This window comes from Kitasatospora sp. NPDC053308 (genome assembly GCF_055585785.1).
Genome location: NZ_JBVJJY010000007.1, coordinates 261783 through 277542, shown reverse-complemented (window position 1 = coordinate 277542; position 15760 = coordinate 261783). Strand labels below are relative to the sequence as shown.

The window sequence follows — 15760 nt, the reverse complement described above, 5'->3', positions numbered from 1 at the left end:
GCCCGCCGGCGCCGGCGGGCGGACCGGATGACCCGGCGCCGCACCGGCCGGTGCGGCGCCCGCCGACGTCACCGTCCCGCGCGAGCTGCTCGCCCCGGCGTTCCGCCCGGAGCCCCGGGCGAGCAGCACGGCGCCCCCGACCCCGCCGGGGCCGAGGAGCGGGCCCGACGAGCGCGGGCCCGCCGGGGCGCCGAGGCACCATCACCCTCACCTCACGCGCCTCCGACGTTCCGGGGTACCTTCTTCGCACAGCGTCCGAACAGCACGAACCAGGAAGATGGTGCGCCGGTGGCCATTCCCGTCACCCAGGAGCGGCCCGGGGCCGCCTCCGAGCCGCAGGAGCCGGCGCCCCGGCCGGGTCGCGGCGCCCGTGCCCTCGCCAAGGTCCGCGCCGGTCTGCCCCGGACCGGCCTGGCGGCGCTGGCCGGTCTGCTGCTTGCCCTCGCCTTCCCGCCGTACGACCTCTGGCCGCTGTCACTGCTCGGCGTCGCCGCGCTCTCGCTGCTCACCCGGGCCCGTACCTTCCGCCAGGGCCTGTGGACGGGCTTCGCCCTCGGCCTGCCGTTCTTCCTGGTGCTGCTCAGCTGGCTGCGGGTGGTCGGGTGGGACGCCACCGTCGGCCTGTCCGTCGTCGAGGCGCTGTTCCTGGCCCTGCTCGGCGGCGGACTGGCCGTCACGTCCCGGCTCCCCGGCTGGCCGCTCTGGGCGGCCTGCCTGTGGATCACCCAGGAGTGGGCCCGCGACCGGCTGCCGCTCGGCGGATTCCCCTGGGGCCGCCTCGCCTTCGCCAACACCGCCACCCCGTACACCCCGCTGGCCGCGCTCGGCGGCGCGCCGCTGGTGACCTTCGCCGTCGCCCTCTCCGGCGCCCTGCTCGCCTGGGCCGCGCTGCGCCTGCGCGGGCCGCGCAAGGCCCCCCGGGCAGCCGCCCTGGCGGCGCTCGGCGCGGTGGCCGCGGTGCTGGCCGGCTACCTCGTCCCGGTGCCCACGGCCGCGGCCGACACCGTGAAGGTCGCCATCGTCCAGGGCAACGTGCCCAACCCGGGCATGGACTTCCTGGGCCGCCCGATGATGGTCCTCAACAACCACGCCTCGGCCACCGAGCGGCTCGCCGCCGACATCGAGGCGGGCAAGACCGAGCGCCCCGACGTCGTGATCTGGCCGGAGAACTCCTCCGACCTCGACCCGTTCACCGACCCGCTGGCCCGCCGGCGCATCGACGACGCCGTCCGGGCCGTCGGGGTGCCGACCCTGGTCGGCACCCTGGTGGACGGCCCGGACGCGCAGCACGTCCAGAACGAGGGCATCGTCTGGGACCCGCAGACCGGCCCCGGCGCCTCCTACACCAAGCAGCACCCCGTGCCGTTCGGCGAGTACGTGCCCTTCCGCGCCCAGCTGATGAAGGTGATCACCCGCCTCCAGCGGGTCGCGCGGGACTTCTACCCCGGTGACCACAACGGCGTGATGCAGCTCGGCCCGGCCCGGATCGGCGACGTCATCTGCTTCGAGGTGGCGTACGACGAGATCGTCCGCGACACCGTGGACAGCGGCGCCCGCGTCCTGGTCGTCCAGACCAACAACGCGACCTACGCCAGGACCGGCCAGCCCGAGCAGCAGCTCGCCATGAGCCGGCTGCGGGCCGTCGAGCACGGCCGGGCGGTGCTGATCGCCGCCACCAGCGGCATCAGCGCGGTGATCGCCCCGGACGGCACCGTCCAGCAGCGCACCCAGGAGCTGACCGCGGCCGAGCTCTCGTCGACCGTCCCGCTGCGCGACGGCACCACGGTGGCCGACCGGGTCGGCGCCGCCCCGGAGTGGACCCTGGCCCTCGGCGGGCTGCTGGCCTGCGGCGCCGGGGTGCTGGTCGGACGCCGTCGGAAGCCCGCCGCCGGAACACCCGCCGAGCGGGAACCGTTGGACCAGGTGGTGCCGTAGCCGGCCCGGACCTCCCGTGCGGCGCGCAGAGCACCGCTTGGAGTGGATCAGAACCGTGACGCAGCAAGCTACCCCCACCCGTCCGGCCCCGCGCGGCAGGCTCCGCCGGGTGCTGCCGCTGCTCATCACCGCCTGGCTGGTGCTGGAGATCTGGCTGCTGGTGCTGGTCGGCTCGTGGCTGGGCGGCCCGACCGTCCTGCTGCTGCTGGTCGCGGGCGCGCTGATCGGTGGCTCGTTGATCAAGCGGGCCGGGTTGAAGGCGCTGTCGGCGGCCCTCGAGCAGAGCAGGAACCCGCAGTCCCAGCAGCCGCAGACCGGCACCAGCATGACGGTGCTGGCGGGCGTCCTGCTGATCGTCCCCGGCTTCCTGTCGGACCTGCTGGCCCTGACGCTGCTGTTCCCGCCCACCCGGGCGCTGTGGCGGGCGGCCGGGCGGCGGCTGGCCGACAAGGCGCTGCGCAGCACCGCCGGCGTCGGCGCCGCCCCGTTCGCGGACGCCGTGCGGCTGCAGGAGCAGCTGCGCATCCACCGTCCGGACGGCAAGGTGATCCAGGGCGAGGTCGTCGAGCCGGAGGCCGGCCCGCGCGGTCCCGAGGGCCCGGATACCACTTACCGTCCACCGATCACCGGCTGACTGACCCGGCCGCCGGTTCCCGCCGACAGGCGCCCGTCGACAAGCCCCCGGACGGTCGCGAGCCGTCCGGGGGGTCGGTTCGCCGACTGAGGCTCCCCGCCAACCGCGCCAACGCGAAAGGGACCCTGGAAACCAGGGTCCCTTTTCGCGTCCTCCCGCTCGGGGCGGGAGCGATGTCAGGCGCTCTTGCGGGTGTCCCGCGGGTGCACCGCGAGGTTCATCCCCCCGGAGCGGAGCACGGCCAGCCGTTCGGCCAGCACCTCCTCCAGCTCCTCGCGCGTCCGGCGCTCCATCAGCATGTCCCAATGGGTGCGCGTCGGCTTGACCTTCTTCTCCTCCGGCTCGTCGCCGTCGAGAAGCGCCGCCTCCTGGCCACAGAAGCGGCATTCCCAGGTCGCGGGGATCTCCGCCTCGACCGAGAAAGGAACCTCGAATCGGTGTCCGTTCTGACATGCGTACTCGACGGTCTGGCGGGGAGCCAGATCGATACCACGGTCGGTCTCGTAGCTAGTGGCCCCGAGTCGCGTGCCGCGGAGAGCTCGCTCGCTCATGAATCGTGCCTCCCGGGCTTATGGCCCACAGGACTAGTGGTCGCTGTTCTTCGTCGTTCGGTCAACGCTCGGCTTCCGACGAAGATTCCCGTCCCGGGACATGCGTCGTCTGTCGTGCCGCCCCTGTTTGTACCCACCTGCGCCCGATTTGTCACATCTGGCCGGTGATATCACTCCAGGTGTCACCTATTTCACATCTGGCGATCGTGCGGACTTTCTGTGACGAGCGTACCGGGACGGGTTCCGACCGGCCCCGGCGCCCCCGGCCCGGGGCATCGGTCCGGTCAGGAGATGGGGCGCGAGCGGATCATCGGCTCGTCCTTGGCCAGGTCGACCGGGCGGGTTCGCGGGGCCGGGTCGAGGGGGGCGGCCACCGGTGGGCGCTCCGGGCGGGGCGGCACGCCGGCCGCCGCCTCGGTGCGGGTGTCGCGGTGCGGCAGCAGGGCGATCACCGCGTCCCGCAGCTGGGCCGGTGCCTCGTCGTCCAGCGGGTCGACGGTGGCGGGCATCTGCAGCCGGAGCGGGGCGCCGTTGCCGATCCGGGCGTAGCCGCGGCCGACCGGGGCGTGCGCGGCGGGCACGATGTCGAGCGGGGCGCCGAGCGCGGCGCGGCCCTCGTCCGGCCCGGCCGGGCCGAGCACCACGCGGGCCCGGGCGGTGGCGCGGACGGTCGGGGTGAGCCGGTCCCGGGCCTCGATGTCGTCGGCGATCACCACGGTGACCCGGGCGGCCCGGCCGTGCCGCAGCGGGAGCTCCAGCAGGTCCTGCGGGTCGGGGCGGCCCTCGGCCTGGGCGAGCTCGCTCAGCTCGGTCGGGTGGTCCAGCAGCAGCCAGAGCGGCCGGGTGACGTCCTCCGGCGGGGCGGAGCCGGCCTGCCGGGCGGCGTTGAGGGCGGTGAGCCGGCGCTCGGTCTCCTGCGCGGCCCACTCCAGGGCGGCCAGCGCGCCGTGCAGGCTGGTCTCCACGGTGTGCACGCCGGGCCGGTTCACCAGGCAGGCGTGCTCCCCGGTGCCCGCGCCGTCGACGACCACCAGGTCGGCGTACGGGAGGGCCTGCAGCGCGATCGAGCGGAGCAGGCTGGAGGTGCCGTAGCCGGTGACGCCGAGCGCCAGCAGGTGGGGTTCGGAGGAGCGCGGGCCGGTGCGCCAGACCACCGGCGGCTGCTGGACGACGGTGCCGCCCTGGTTGACCGGGATGGTCCGGGCGGTGCCGTCCTCGTCGGTGAAGCCCAGCACGATCTCGCCGGGGGCGGCCACGAAGCGCTGGGCGACCACGTCGGTGGGCAGTGGGGCGAGCGCGGCGATCCGCAGCCGGTTGGACTCCTCGTCCCAGTCGAAGCGGTACTCCCGGGCCCGCCCGGCCTTGCCCTGGACGACCTGCTCGATCCGGGCCCGGGCGGCGGGCTCGGTGTCGGTGAAGTACGCGGGGTAGCTCAGCTCCAGCCGGGAGAGCCGGCCCTCGCCGTCGAACTCCCAGGAGCCGAAGGCGTTCTTGTAGCTGCCCTCGAAGTGGTAGAGCGGGTTGGCGTCGTCGGGGCCGCACAGGTAGGGGGTGAGCGCGGCGTAGAGGGCGCCCAGCTTGACGTCGGCGACGTCCGGGGCGGGCGGGGCGGGGGGCGCCTTGGGGGACCGCCCGGCCCAGGCGGCGCTGGCCATCAGGGCGATCAGGGCGAACAGCAGGCCGTGCGGCAGCAGGTAGACGCCGACCAGCATCGCGGCGGTCAGGAACAGCGTCGGACCGCGGCGTTCTTTCGGGGTGGCGTTCCAGCGGGCCTTGGCCCAGCCGGCGTGGTGGCGCAGGCCCCGGCCGATGACGGAGAGCGGGGCGAACATGTCGGAGGCGTGGTCCCCGGCGGTCCGGGCGATCTCGCGGCCCTTGCTGAGGTGGCGTTGGAGCGGCATTCCTTGTCTCCCCGGGCGAGTGGGACGGGATGGGACGGAAGGGGTGCGGCGAGGGGTACGACGGGGCCCGGGGCGGTGGGATCCGCGCCCGGGCCGGTACGGGGGAGTGGCGGCGGCTAGAACCTGATGCCGCTGAGCAGGCTCGCGAGGCTGGCGCCGCCCGCGTTGATGCTCGGGGCGATCGACGAACCGGCGATGTAGAAGCCGAGAAGGGCGCAGACGAGGGCGTGGGAGACCTTTAGTCCGTCCCTGCGGAAGTACAGAAAGGCGATGGTGCCGAACAGGACGATGCCGGAAATCGAGAGGATCACGTTCCGCTCCTCGGGAGGGGGGACAAGCGAGGGGTGTGACAGAAAGTGCATTTATCGTGACAAAAAGTAATAGATGATGGAACGGGGCAAATGGGTGGTTCTGCCGTTCCATGCCGTTCCGGCGGCCGGACGGCGGTATGCGAACCGGCCGGGGTGGGGGCCGGTTGCCGTGGGGATGCGGTGCGCCGAGGCATTCCCGTGCGGCGGGCGGGAAGTTTCCGGGGGGTCCGGGAAGTTCGCTCGAATGGCCGCGCAACCGCGTGGTCGCGTGTCGTGGCGCGCCCGGACGGTTCATCCGGATCACGGACACCGGCTGGCCCGCTCCCGCACCGGCCGCTACCGTGCCCTGGGCGCAGCCCGTGACCGCCCGACGACCCGACCGGAAAGGCCGCCCGCCATGACCGACGCCGCCAGCCAGCAGCCCGCCGACGCCCCCGACTCGCCCGACGCCGAGGTGATCGCGCTCGCCGGGAAGCTCTTCGACGCCGCCCGCGCCGGGGACACCGGCACCCTGGCCGCCTACCTGGACGCCGGCGCCCCGGCCGACCTCACCAACGACCGCGGCGACACCCTGGTCATGCTCGCCGCGTACCACGGCCACGCCGCCACCGTGGAGGCGCTGCTCCGGCACGGCGCCGACCCGAACCTCGCCAACGACCGCGGCCAGACCCCGCTGGCCGGCGCCGTCTTCAAGGGGGCCGACGACGTGCTCGCCGCCCTGCTGGCGGGCGGCGCCGACCCGTACGCCGGGACCCCGAGTGCCGTCGACACCGCCCGGATGTTCGGCAAGGACGAGCTGGTCGCCCGGTTCGAGGCCCGCTGAGCGGAACTCGTAGGCTCTTCCCCCATGGAGACCACCGCCACCCAGGACACCGGGACCGTCGAGTTCCGCATCACCGGTTACGCCCACCCCGACGCGCAGGCCCTCTCGGCGGAGGTGCAGCAGGAGTACGTCCGCCGCTACGGCGACCCCGACCTCACCGAGATGTCCGCCGACGACTTCGAGGCGCCGGCCGGGCTGTTCCTGGTCGCCTACCTGGACGGCCGACCGGTCGCCTGCGGCGGCTGGCGGGCCAAGGAGGCGGGCGGCCCGGACGAGCTGCGCGAGGGCGACGCCGAGCTGAAGCGGATGTTCGTGGTCCCGGACGCCCGCGGCCGGGGCCTGGCCCGAGCGGTGCTGCGCCGCCTGGAGCGGACGGCGGTCGAGGCCGGGCACACCCGGTTCATCCTGGAGACCGGCAGCAAGCAGCCCGAGGCCGTCGCACTGTACGAGTCCGAGGGCTACGCGCCGATCCGCAAGTTCGGCTACTACCGGGACCACCCGCTGGCCATCTGCCTCGGCAAGGAACTCGCCGCGGTCTGAGCGGCCGCCCCGCCGGGTAGGCTCCGGTCGCCCTGACGACGCGCCACGCCCCGGGGGGACGGCATGAGCCACCGAGCACCCGGAGCCGACCGGCTCCCCGCCCTGGCCGCGCCGGGCGGGGAGCTGGACCGGCTGGTCGGCGCGGGCGTCCGCACCGTCGGGGCGGGCGCGGTGTGGGCCGTCGGCGACGCCGGGGGCGTGCTCGGCGGCGGCAGCCACGGCACGCTCGGGCAGGGCCCGTACGCGCGGCTCGTACCCGGGCCGGACACTCTCTACGACCTCGCCAGCCTCACCAAGGTCGTCGCGCTCTGGCCCTGCGCCGGGGTGCTGTGGGAATCCGGCCGGCTGCCGCTGGACGACCCGCTGGGCCACTGGTGGCCGCCGGCGGCCGGGCGCGCCGCCGGCGCGGTCACCGTCCGGCAGCTCCTCGCGCACACCGCCGGGATGCTCCCCTACACCCGCTTCGAGCAGCTCTACGGGCGCGACCCGGCGGCGATCCGCGCCGGGGTGCTGGCCGCGGCGTCGCACCGCGCGCCCGGCACGGCCGTCGAGTACACCGACCGCGCCGCGGTGCTGCTCGGCCACCTGGTCGAGGACCTCGGCGGCGCGCCGCTGGACGTGCTCGCCGCCCGCTGGGCCTGGCACCCGCTCGGCATGGCCGACACCCGGTACGGGCCGCTCGACGCCGGGCTCCTCCACCGGACCGCGCCCACCGAGTACGACGAGTCGACCGGCGGCCACCTGCGCGGCGTCGTCCACGACCCGTCCGCCCGGCTGCTCGGCGGCGTCTCCGGCAACGCCGGCGCCTTCTCCACCGCCCGCGACCTCGGCCGCTTCCTCACCGCGCTGCTCGCCCCGCCGCCCGCCCTGCCCTGGGGCCGGGCGTGGATCGAGGAGTCGCTGCGCGAGCAGACCGGCGGGCTGCGGCCGGCCCGCGGCCTGTCCTGGCTGTGCGCCCCCGGTACCGAGCCGGCCGAGGGCACCTTCGTCCACTACGGCTTCACCGGCACGGGCTTCTGGGTCTCCCGGCGGCTCGGGCGCTGGGCGGTGCTGCTCACCAACAAGGTGCACCACGACCGGGTCACCCAGCCGCTGACCGATCTGCGCAACGCCTTCCGGCGCTCGGTCTTCGGCTGAGGGGCGGAGGGCACTCGTTCGGGTGATCGAGTGCGAACCACCGTTTGCGGGGCGGGGATCGCGGCAGATTGACCTCGAATGACGGCACCCGGCGGAGGAGGCGCGATGACGGACACCTGGGCACTCTCGGAGGAGGAGTGGCTCGCCGGCATGGTGCGCGCCTACGTCGGCTGCAGCGTGCTGCTCACCGACGCGGAGGGCAAGGTCCTGCTGCTGAAGGCGAGTTACCGGGACCAGTGGCAGTTCCCCGGCGGCGGGATGGACCCGGGGGAGGGGCCCGCCGAGTGCGCGGCCCGCGAGCTGTTCGAGGAGACCGGCCTGATGGCGCGGGAGTTGACGCTGCTGGTGGTGGAGTGGCGCGACGTCATCCCCGACCAGGGCGAACACGCCCACCCCGCCGTGCAGTTCATGTTCGACGGGGGGACGGTCCAGGAGGGCGCGGTGGTCCGGCTGCAGGCCGAGGAGATCGCCGACCACGGCTGGTTCGCCCCCGCCCGGGCGGCCGCCCTGCTGCACCCCTGCGCGGCGCGCCGCCTCACCGGGGCCCTGGAGGCCCGGCGGACGGGCGCCGCCGCGCTGCTGCACTCCGCGGGGTACCTGGGGTGACGGACGATCCGCTCAGAGGAGGGTGCTCCAGTAGGACCAGAACCGGTTGAGCACCAGCAGCGTGATCACCGCCGCCCACAGCACCGGCAGCGCCCAGTGGTAGCGGGCCGCCTCCCGGACCACCACCCGCAGGCGCGGGCCCACCGGGATCACCCCCGTGCGCAGGTTGTGCAGCGTGGTGTACCAGAACAGCAGGACCACCGTCGCCCACACCACCATGCAGTACGGGCACAGCGCGCCGATGTCGTACAGCGCCTGGCCGATCAGCCAGTGCACGAACACCACGCCCAGCGCGGTGCCCGCGTGCAGCCCCAGCCAGAACCAGCGCCGGTACGCGGCACCGGCGAGCAGCCCGGCCCCGATCGCGGCCAGGGCGCCGAACGCGGCCAGGCCCAGCAGCGGGTTCGGGAAGCCGAACACCTCCGCCTGCTCGGTGCGCATCACCGAACCGCAGCTGATGATCGGATTGATGTTGCAACTGGGGACGTAGGACGGGTTCTCCAGGATGCGGAGCTTGTCGAAGGTCAGGACGGCCGAGACGGCCAGCCCGACCAGGGCGCCGAGGAACAGCAGGAACGCGAAGGCCCGGCCGGCCCCGACCGGGGCCCGGTCGGCGGCGTCGGGAACGGGGCGGGAGAGGTGCACGGTGGAAGCGGCGGACATGGCAGCACACTCCGGTGGCTGGCTGGGAGGGGCCGGCCCGGCCGGGAGTTCGGCCGGGCCGGTGGTGCCGTGCTGGGGGAGGTCGGGCAGGGGGGCGTGCCGTCGGCTACTGCAGGCCGGCGGCCTGCTTGACCTGGGCGGTGAACTGCTCCGGCGAGGCCGCCGCGTTGCCGCTGAACAGCGTGATCGGCTTGCCGTCCACCTTCACGGTCGGGGTGCCGGTCACCCCGCTGTCGTTGAACGCGTCGGCCACCTTCGCCGCCCACGGCGCGTAGGTCCGGTCGGTGACGGCCTTCACGAAGGCGTCCGTCTTCAGCCCGGGCACCTGCCCGGCCAGGTCCAGGAGGTGGTTGACGTCGCCGAAGCCGTCCTCGCGCTCGTCCGGCTGGTTGGCGTACAGCACGTCGTGGAACTGCTTGAACTTGTCCACGCCCTCGTTCAGCGCGGCACCGGCGGCGGCCAGCGCGGTGCGCGAGCCCTTGCCGCCGAGGTTCTTGTCCAGGAAGGCCGCCAGGTGGAACTCCACCTTGATCTGGCCGTCCTCGGTGAGCTTCTTGACCGTCTCACCGTTCGCCGTCTCGAAGTGCTTGCAGACCGGGCAGCGGAAGTCCTCGTAGACCTCCATGGTGTGCGGGGCGTCGGCCTTGCCGTAGGTGATCACCGTGCCGTTCGGGCCGCCGGCGTTCGCCGGGACGACCAGCGGCGCCGATGTCGCGGCCGCGGCGGCCGCGTCGCTCTTCTTCGACGCCGAGTTGATCGCGACGGCGGCACCGCCCGCGAGGGCCAGCACCGCGACGGCGGTGACCGTCACGACGATCCGCTGACGGCGCTTGGCGGACTGCTGCTCCAGGCGCTGCGCCTCCTGGATCCGCTCACGGGCACTGATGCGCTTGGCCTGCTGCTTGCTGGGGGCCTGAGCCATGGGAAGTCAACTCCTGTACGCGGCGCGCGGGTGCGCGCGGGAAACCGCACCGGGTGCGGCGGGATCGGGGAACGCGGGAGTCGCGCGCACTGCCTGCGGGCGTACGGGGGCCGGTGTCCGGCCGGTACGGGAGGGACCGCGGTCCGGGCGTCAGGAGACTCCGGATCAGGGGACTCCGGATCGGGAGACTCCGGGAATCCCGGGCGTTCGGGAAGTCCGGGGACGACCCGGCGCGGAGGCGGTCAGCAGGCAGGCGCGAAGGCGGGCGGACCGCGGCGGGGCGCCGGGCTCAGCACCACGTCCTCGCGGCGCGGCCGCGCCCGGTCCGACACCGGCAGCGGCACCCGCAGCACCGGACGCGCCGGGGCCGGGGCCAGCAGGACGACCAGGGCGCGCAGCGGCCGGGCCAGCGACTCCCGCAGCACGCGCAGCGCCCGGGCCAGGCCCGACAGGGCCGAGTCGCCCAGCCGCAGCCAGGCGGCGCCGGCCAGCGCGATCACCAGGTGCACCAGCAGGAGCAGCAGCTGGGTCAGCGCGGGTGCCGACTGTCCGGCGTGACCGAGCGGACCGGAGAGCAGCGACCCGTCCATCGAACCGCCCCCACAGACCAGCAGGTTCACCCCGCGGGCGGGGACCTGACCGGAGAACACCGGCCCACAACCGGTCTGGCCCAGGTTGAAGGTCGTGTTGAGGAGCAGCTCCACCGGCACCATCACGGCGGAGATGTGCAGCATCCGCCGCTCCCCGCCGGCCAGGACGGCCGCGACCAGGAACACCACGGCGCACGCCGAGGCCACCAGCGACAGCGGCAGCGGACGGCCCGTGATGACCACCTGGCCCAACGCGGCCATCGGCACGGCGAGCGCGGTGAACACCGCGGCCCGCAGGGCCCTGGTCGCATGGGTGGAGGTCGTCACGCCCCGGAGTATGCCATGACGCTCACACCCCGCACGAGGGCGCGTGGACCCTTGCGCTCCTCCTGACGGCCCCTCAACGGCACGCGGGGTCGACAGCCGACCGGGCCGGAATAGGCTGGAAGCGTTCCCGGCGGCCCCGACGAGGGGATGGACGCACATGGCGAATCCCGAGACCACGGTGGGGCAGGTGGTGCTGGCCCGGGTCCAGGCGCAGGCGGCGGTGCTGGCCGGCCTGGACGACGCCGTCCGGGCCGACGAACCGGACGCGGTGCACCGGATGCGGGTCGCCTGCCGACGGCTGCGCAGCGCCCTGCGGACCTTCCGTCGGCTGTTCGCCCCCGGCGCGACCGACCACCTGGTCGCGGAGCTGCGCTGGCTCGGCGGCGCCCTCGGCGGCGCCCGCGACCGCGAGGTGCTGGCCGAACGGCTGGCCGCCCAGGCCCGCGAGCTGCCCGCCGAGTGCGGACCGGAGCGGATCGCCGCGGCGCTCGAACGGTGGGGCGGGGCCGAGTACCGGCGGGTCTGGCCCGAGGTGGTCGCCGCCCTCGACAGCCCGCGCCGCCGCGACCTCGGCGACGCCCTCGCCGCCCTCCTCGCCGAGCCTCCGCTGCGCCGTCGCGCCGACCGCCCCGCGGTCGCCGAGCTGTCCCGGGTCGCCGCCCGCGAGCAGCGCCGTACCGCCGGCCGCGTCCGGACCGCGCTCGCGGCCGATCCCGGGGAGCGCGCCGGCGCCCTGCACGACGCCCGCAAGGCCGCCAAGCGCGCCCGCTACGCCGGAGAGACGGCCGCCCCGGCGGCCGGCCGCCGGGCCGAGCGCTACACGGAGCGGATGAAGGCCGTCCAGGACGTCCTGGGCGAGCACCAGGACGCCGTGGTCGCCGCGGCCGCCCTCGCCGCCGAGGCCTCGACCGGCGGTGAGCCCTTCGGCTACGGCATCCTGTACGCCCGCCAGCTGGCGGACGAGCGGACGGCGCGCGAGCGGCTGCCGGGCGTGTGGAAGCGGGCGGGCAAGCCGAGGCTCGCACGGTTCGGGTAGGGCCCGCCGGGACGGGCGGGGCCGGGGGTCAGCGGGGGTCCAGCCCCGCGGAGCGGGCCGCGTCGCGGAGGAGGTCGCGGAGCATCACGGTGGTCAGGCGGCCGGTGTTCGTGTTGCGCGGGCTCACGTGGTAGCAGCCGTAGAGCTGCAGTGGCGGGCCGCCGTCCCGGGCCGGGAGGGTGACCCGGGCGGCGTGGCCGAAGGCGGGCCGGGGCCGGGGGACTTGCCAGCCGGCGTCCGCGATCACCGGGAGCAGGGCCTGCCAGGCGAAGCCGCCCAGGGCGACCACGGTCCGTACGGTCGGGCGCAGCAGCTGGAACTCCCGGGTGATCCAGGGGCGGCAGGTGTCGCGCTCGGCGGTGCTGGGCTTGTTGTCGGGCGGGGCGCAGCGGACCGGGTCGGTGATCCGCACGCCGTACAGCTCCAGGCCGTCGCCGTGGCGGACGGATGCGGCCCGGTTGGCGAGCCCGAGTCCGTGGAGGGCCGCGTAGAGCAGGTCGCCGGAGGGGTCGCCGGTGAAGATCCGGCCGGTGCGGTTGGCGCCGTGGGCGGCGGGGGCGAGGCCGACCAGGACGAGCGGGGCGTCGGGCGGGCCGAAGCCGGGGATGGGGCGGGCCCAGTAGTCCCAGTCCTGGTACGCGCGGCGCTTGGCGCCGGCGGTCTCCTCGCGCCACGCGACCAGGCGGGGGCAGGCGCGGCACCCGGTGACCACGCGGTCGAGGACGGCGAGTCCGTCGGCGCGGGCGGCGGCCTCGGCGGGGTGGCGCGGGTCGTCGGGGTCGTCGGCGGGGGACGGCGGGGAGGCCAGACTCGGCATGTCCCGATCCTAGGGGTCCACCCGGAAGCCCGTGGCCCACCTGGAAGCCCGCGGCCCACCCGGGAGCCCTGCCGGCCCACCCGGAAGCCCGCGGCCCACCCGGGCGCCCCGGGGCCTGCGCGGAAGGCTGGGGAGGAGACCGGAAGGCCCGGCCGCCGAGGCCGCTTCGTCCCGGTCCGGATGGGTTCGACCCGGTCGTGGCGGGCAGGCATAGCCTGGAAGCAGTTGCTCCGGTTCCCCCTGCCCGGCCGGGCAGGCGGTGGTCGGAGGCTCCGATGTGCGCAGGCCGCGAGGAGGCCGCGATGATCGTCGATACGGTGCTGGGGGTCCTCGGGGGGCTGGCCGGGCTGGGGGCGATCTGGGCGGCCCTGAGCATCAGGGTGGTGCAGCAGTTCCAGAAGGGCGTGGTGTTCCGCTTCGGCCGGGTGCGCGACGAGGTGCGCGAACCGGGGCTGGTGGCGCTGGTGCCGGTCGCCGACCGGCTGCGCCGGGTGAACGTGCAGATCGTGACGATGCCGATCCCGGCGCAGGAGGGCATCACCCGGGACAACGTGACCGTGCGGGTCGACGCGGTGGTCTACTTCCGCGTGGTGGACCCGGTGAAGGCGACGGTCAACGTGCAGGACTACAACTTCGCGATCTCCCAGGTCGCGCAGACCTCGCTGCGTTCGATCATCGGCAAGAGCGAGCTGGACGACCTGCTGGCCAACCGGGAACCGATCAACCAGGGGCTGGAGTTGATGATCGACAGCCCGGCGCTCGGCTGGGGCATCGAGATCGACCGGGTGGAGATCAAGGACGTCGCGCTGCCGGAGTCGATGAAGCGCTCGATCGCCCGGCAGGCCGAGGCCGAGCGGGAGCGGCGCGCGCGGATCATCACCGCCGACGGCGAGTACCAGGCCTCGGAGCGGCTGTCCGAGGCCGCCGCGGTGATGAGCGCGACCCCGTCCGCGCTGCAGCTGCGGCTGCTGCAGACCGTGGTGGAGGTGGCGGCGGAGAAGAACTCGACGCTGGTGCTGCCGTTCCCGGTGGAACTGCTGCGGTTCCTGGAGAGCGCGACGGAGGCGCAGCAGCGGAACCTGCTGACGGCGGCCGCGGCGGCGGCCGGTGCGAAGGCGGCGGAGGCGGCGGTGGAGAGCGGGGAGGTCGCCGAGGAGGACGTGGAGAAGGGGCCGCCCCGGCACGAACTGCCGCCTCTGGAAGACTTGTTGGAGCGTTCGCCGCTGGAGGACCCGGGCGCGCCGGACGGGCGGGCCGAGCACGGCGCCGGCACCCAGGCGGACGCGGAGCCCTGAGCGGTGCCCGGTGGCGTCGGCCACCCGGCCGCAGCACGATGGACGGGGGAAGGCAGCCAGGTCAGGAGGCGGACCATGACCACAGCCGGCGACATCATGCACCCGGGCGCGGAGTGCATCCGTGAGCACGAGACGCTCGCGGACGCCGCCCGGATCATGCGGGAACGTGACGTGGGCGCCCTGCCCATCTGCGGGCCGGGCGACAAGCTGCTGGGCATCGTGACCGACCGCGACATCGTGCTGCGCTGCGTGGCCGAGGGCCGTGACCCGGCGTCGGTGACGGCGGGCGAGCTGGCGCAGGGCCGGCCGATGACGGTGGAGGCCGACGAGGACACCGAGCAGGTGCTGCGGGTGATGGAGCAGTACCAGGTGCGCCGGCTTCCGGTGATCAACCACCCGGAGCACAAGCTGGTCGGCATGATCAGCGAGGCGGACATCGCGCGCGGTCTGCCGCAGGCCCGGCTGGCCGAGTTCGTGTCGGCGGTCTGCTCGGAGGAGGCCCCCGGATAGGCCGCCCTGGCCCGACGCCGTCGTCCGCGCACGGACCGTGGCCCCCACCCCTGGCCGGGGCGGGGGCCACGGCCCCGGTCATTCCGCGGGGGCGGGGGCGGATCCCGGGTGACGTGTGGTCGGCATCGGGGCGCCGGCGGGCGGGTGTGCGAGGCCCCGGCTACCCCAGGGCGTAGACGGCGGTGGCGTGGGCGGCCGCCTCCTCGGTGCCCTCGGGGGTGAGGGTGATGTCCAGGAAGGCGATCCGGCGGCCGAGCTTGGTGATCCGGGCGTGCACCAGGACGTCCCGGGCGAGGACCGCGCGCTGGAAGGTGGTGGACTGCTGGACGGTGGTCATCGGGCCGAAGCCGCCGCGGGCGGCGCAGAGGGCGATCACGCAGGCGGTGTCGGCGGCGGCCATCAAGGCCTGGCCGGACAGCCCGCCGCCCTCGCGGGCGAGCTGGTCGGACCAGGGCAGGCGCAGGACGGCGTGCTGCTCGCCGGTCTCGGCGGTCGACAGTCCGAGGGCCTGCACCCAGGGGGCGAAGTGATCGGCCAGGAGCTTGTCCGCCTCGGCGGTGGTGAGGGTCATCGCGCCATTGTGGCCGGGCGTTGGCGCGGTGTCAGGGGATCGGCGCGGCCAGGGTGTCGAGGTGGCGGCGGAGCACGGCGCGCAGCTCGTCCGGGCCCACCGGGTCGGGGTGCTGGACGGCTCGCAGGGTGAGGCCGTCCAGGAGGGCGGAGAGGCGGCGGGTCTCGACGTCGAGGTCCAGCCCGGACGCCAGGCCGCCGGTGCGGGCGGCCCCGACCAGGACGGGCCGGACCAGCTCGTCCAGGCCGTGCCGCACCTCGGCGGCGCGGGGCCGCAGTTCGGGCCGGGTGCGGGCGGCGGTGACGCAGGAGAGCCAGAGCGCGGACTCCTCGCGGCGCTCGGCGTCCAGCGGGAGGATCTCGGCGAGCAGTCGCGCGGTCTGCTCGCGCCGTCCGGTGGCGGGGCCCGGTTCCGCCTCCGGGCCCTGGTGGAGCAGGGCCCGGGCGTGGGCGTGGACGCGGGCGTCGATCCGACGGCCCAGCTCCCGCCTCGCGAAGATCATCAGCTCGGAGCTGTCATTCGGCAGGGCGCCTGGCAGAAGCCGCCGGAGGCCGTCCGGTCGCCCGTCGGTCGCCCGTCGGTCGCCCGTCG

Annotated in this window: 18 protein-coding genes; 9 read left to right on the top strand and 9 right to left on the bottom strand. The window is 75.0% G+C overall.

Annotation, left to right across the window (positions count from 1 at the left end):
• Nucleotides 1-294: 294 nt before the first annotated feature.
• Nucleotides 295-1935, top strand: a complete 1641-nt coding sequence (gene lnt / locus ACZ6Y7_RS18750) for an apolipoprotein N-acyltransferase (protein WP_465759125.1) — start codon at nt 295-297, stop codon at nt 1933-1935.
• 55 nt (nt 1936-1990) lie between these two features.
• Complete coding sequence (gene fxsA / locus ACZ6Y7_RS18745) at nt 1991-2569, top strand: FxsA family membrane protein (RefSeq protein ID WP_465758998.1); 579 nt, start codon at nt 1991-1993, stop codon at nt 2567-2569.
• A gap of 176 nt (nt 2570-2745) precedes the next feature.
• Here the strand turns inward: fxsA and ACZ6Y7_RS18740 are convergent, their stop codons facing one another.
• The 3 genes from ACZ6Y7_RS18740 to ACZ6Y7_RS18730 all read right to left on the bottom strand — a co-directional run bounded on the left by ACZ6Y7_RS18740 (nt 2746) and on the right by ACZ6Y7_RS18730 (nt 5332).
• Entirely contained in the window at nt 2746-3120 is a 375-nt protein-coding gene (locus ACZ6Y7_RS18740) for an RNA polymerase-binding protein RbpA (RefSeq protein ID WP_355365562.1), read from the bottom strand.
• Nucleotides 3121-3404: 284 nt separating this feature from the next.
• On the bottom strand, nt 3405-5021 hold the full coding sequence (locus ACZ6Y7_RS18735) for a hypothetical protein (RefSeq protein WP_465758997.1): 1617 nt from the start codon (nt 5019-5021) through the stop codon (nt 3405-3407).
• A 116-nt stretch (nt 5022-5137) separates the two neighbouring features.
• The gene (locus tag ACZ6Y7_RS18730) at nt 5138-5332 is read right to left on the bottom strand and encodes a hypothetical protein (protein ID WP_402213231.1); all 195 of its coding nucleotides are present in this window, start codon (nt 5330-5332) and stop codon (nt 5138-5140) included.
• A gap of 397 nt (nt 5333-5729) precedes the next feature.
• On the opposite strand from ACZ6Y7_RS18730, the gene ACZ6Y7_RS18725 reads away from it, so the two are divergent.
• From ACZ6Y7_RS18725 to ACZ6Y7_RS18710, 4 genes are all read left to right on the top strand, one after another.
• A complete protein-coding gene (locus ACZ6Y7_RS18725; protein ID WP_465758996.1) occupies nt 5730-6155 on the top strand; it encodes an ankyrin repeat domain-containing protein in 426 nt (141 codons plus the stop codon).
• A 24-nt stretch (nt 6156-6179) separates the two neighbouring features.
• Nucleotides 6180-6695, top strand: a complete 516-nt coding sequence (locus ACZ6Y7_RS18720) for a GNAT family N-acetyltransferase (RefSeq protein WP_465758995.1) — start codon at nt 6180-6182, stop codon at nt 6693-6695.
• A 63-nt stretch (nt 6696-6758) separates the two neighbouring features.
• The gene (locus tag ACZ6Y7_RS18715) at nt 6759-7832 is read left to right on the top strand and encodes a serine hydrolase domain-containing protein (RefSeq protein WP_465758994.1); all 1074 of its coding nucleotides are present in this window, start codon (nt 6759-6761) and stop codon (nt 7830-7832) included.
• Nucleotides 7833-7937: 105 nt separating this feature from the next.
• The gene (locus ACZ6Y7_RS18710) at nt 7938-8438 is read left to right on the top strand and encodes an NUDIX domain-containing protein (RefSeq protein WP_465758993.1); all 501 of its coding nucleotides are present in this window, start codon (nt 7938-7940) and stop codon (nt 8436-8438) included.
• Between the two features lie 12 nt (nt 8439-8450).
• On the opposite strand, the gene ACZ6Y7_RS18705 is transcribed toward ACZ6Y7_RS18710, so the two are convergent.
• From ACZ6Y7_RS18705 to ACZ6Y7_RS18695, 3 genes are all read right to left on the bottom strand, one after another.
• Nucleotides 8451-9101 (bottom strand): vitamin K epoxide reductase family protein, encoded by a 651-nt coding sequence (locus ACZ6Y7_RS18705; RefSeq protein WP_465758992.1) that lies wholly within the window; start codon nt 9099-9101, stop codon nt 8451-8453.
• Between the two features lie 106 nt (nt 9102-9207).
• Nucleotides 9208-10023, bottom strand: a complete 816-nt coding sequence (locus ACZ6Y7_RS18700) for a DsbA family protein (RefSeq protein WP_465758991.1) — start codon at nt 10021-10023, stop codon at nt 9208-9210.
• A 242-nt stretch (nt 10024-10265) separates the two neighbouring features.
• On the bottom strand, nt 10266-10940 hold the full coding sequence (locus tag ACZ6Y7_RS18695) for a hypothetical protein (RefSeq protein ID WP_465758990.1): 675 nt from the start codon (nt 10938-10940) through the stop codon (nt 10266-10268).
• A gap of 157 nt (nt 10941-11097) precedes the next feature.
• Here ACZ6Y7_RS18695 and ACZ6Y7_RS18690 point away from each other — a divergent pair, with 157 nt between their 5' ends.
• The gene (locus tag ACZ6Y7_RS18690; RefSeq protein ID WP_465758989.1) at nt 11098-11976 is read left to right on the top strand and encodes a CHAD domain-containing protein; all 879 of its coding nucleotides are present in this window, start codon (nt 11098-11100) and stop codon (nt 11974-11976) included.
• Nucleotides 11977-12004: 28 nt separating this feature from the next.
• Here the strand turns inward: ACZ6Y7_RS18690 and ACZ6Y7_RS18685 are convergent, their stop codons facing one another.
• The gene (locus ACZ6Y7_RS18685) at nt 12005-12793 is read right to left on the bottom strand and encodes a uracil-DNA glycosylase (protein ID WP_465758988.1); all 789 of its coding nucleotides are present in this window, start codon (nt 12791-12793) and stop codon (nt 12005-12007) included.
• A 302-nt stretch (nt 12794-13095) separates the two neighbouring features.
• Here ACZ6Y7_RS18685 and ACZ6Y7_RS18680 point away from each other — a divergent pair, with 302 nt between their 5' ends.
• Nucleotides 13096-14088, top strand: a complete 993-nt coding sequence (locus ACZ6Y7_RS18680; RefSeq protein WP_465758987.1) for a slipin family protein — start codon at nt 13096-13098, stop codon at nt 14086-14088.
• A gap of 75 nt (nt 14089-14163) precedes the next feature.
• Nucleotides 14164-14598 (top strand): CBS domain-containing protein, encoded by a 435-nt coding sequence (locus tag ACZ6Y7_RS18675; RefSeq protein ID WP_465758986.1) that lies wholly within the window; start codon nt 14164-14166, stop codon nt 14596-14598.
• Nucleotides 14599-14758: 160 nt separating this feature from the next.
• On the opposite strand, the gene ACZ6Y7_RS18670 is transcribed toward ACZ6Y7_RS18675, so the two are convergent.
• Together ACZ6Y7_RS18670 and ACZ6Y7_RS18665 are read right to left on the bottom strand one after the other, a co-directional pair.
• Nucleotides 14759-15169, bottom strand: coding sequence for a PaaI family thioesterase (locus ACZ6Y7_RS18670; protein ID WP_465758985.1), 411 nt, complete (start codon nt 15167-15169; stop codon nt 14759-14761).
• 31 nt (nt 15170-15200) lie between these two features.
• Nucleotides 15201-15671: a TetR family transcriptional regulator C-terminal domain-containing protein gene (locus tag ACZ6Y7_RS18665; RefSeq protein WP_465758984.1), complete on the bottom strand. Its 471-nt coding sequence runs from the start codon at nt 15669-15671 to the stop codon at nt 15201-15203.
• Nucleotides 15672-15760 lie beyond the last annotated feature (89 nt).

Bases quoted from the DNA above. Each gene is read 5' to 3' on its own strand.
- ACZ6Y7_RS18740 (WP_355365562.1), bottom strand. From the start codon at position 3,120: ATGAGCGAGCGAGCTCTCCGCGGCACGCGACTCGGGGCCACTAGCTAC.
- ACZ6Y7_RS18735 (WP_465758997.1), bottom strand. From the start codon at position 5,021: ATGCCGCTCCAACGCCACCTCAGCAAGGGCCGCGAGATCGCCCGGACC.
- ACZ6Y7_RS18725 (WP_465758996.1), top strand. From the start codon at position 5,730: ATGACCGACGCCGCCAGCCAGCAGCCCGCCGACGCCCCCGACTCGCCC.
- ACZ6Y7_RS18720 (WP_465758995.1), top strand. From the start codon at position 6,180: ATGGAGACCACCGCCACCCAGGACACCGGGACCGTCGAGTTCCGCATC.
- ACZ6Y7_RS18715 (WP_465758994.1), top strand. From the start codon at position 6,759: ATGAGCCACCGAGCACCCGGAGCCGACCGGCTCCCCGCCCTGGCCGCG.
- ACZ6Y7_RS18710 (WP_465758993.1), top strand. From the start codon at position 7,938: ATGACGGACACCTGGGCACTCTCGGAGGAGGAGTGGCTCGCCGGCATG.
- ACZ6Y7_RS18705 (WP_465758992.1), bottom strand. From the start codon at position 9,101: ATGTCCGCCGCTTCCACCGTGCACCTCTCCCGCCCCGTTCCCGACGCC.
- ACZ6Y7_RS18700 (WP_465758991.1), bottom strand. From the start codon at position 10,023: ATGGCTCAGGCCCCCAGCAAGCAGCAGGCCAAGCGCATCAGTGCCCGT.
- ACZ6Y7_RS18690 (WP_465758989.1), top strand. From the start codon at position 11,098: ATGGCGAATCCCGAGACCACGGTGGGGCAGGTGGTGCTGGCCCGGGTC.
- ACZ6Y7_RS18685 (WP_465758988.1), bottom strand. From the start codon at position 12,793: ATGCCGAGTCTGGCCTCCCCGCCGTCCCCCGCCGACGACCCCGACGAC.
- ACZ6Y7_RS18680 (WP_465758987.1), top strand. From the start codon at position 13,096: ATGATCGTCGATACGGTGCTGGGGGTCCTCGGGGGGCTGGCCGGGCTG.
- ACZ6Y7_RS18675 (WP_465758986.1), top strand. From the start codon at position 14,164: ATGACCACAGCCGGCGACATCATGCACCCGGGCGCGGAGTGCATCCGT.
- ACZ6Y7_RS18670 (WP_465758985.1), bottom strand. From the start codon at position 15,169: ATGACCCTCACCACCGCCGAGGCGGACAAGCTCCTGGCCGATCACTTC.
- ACZ6Y7_RS18665 (WP_465758984.1), bottom strand. From the start codon at position 15,671: ATGATCTTCGCGAGGCGGGAGCTGGGCCGTCGGATCGACGCCCGCGTC.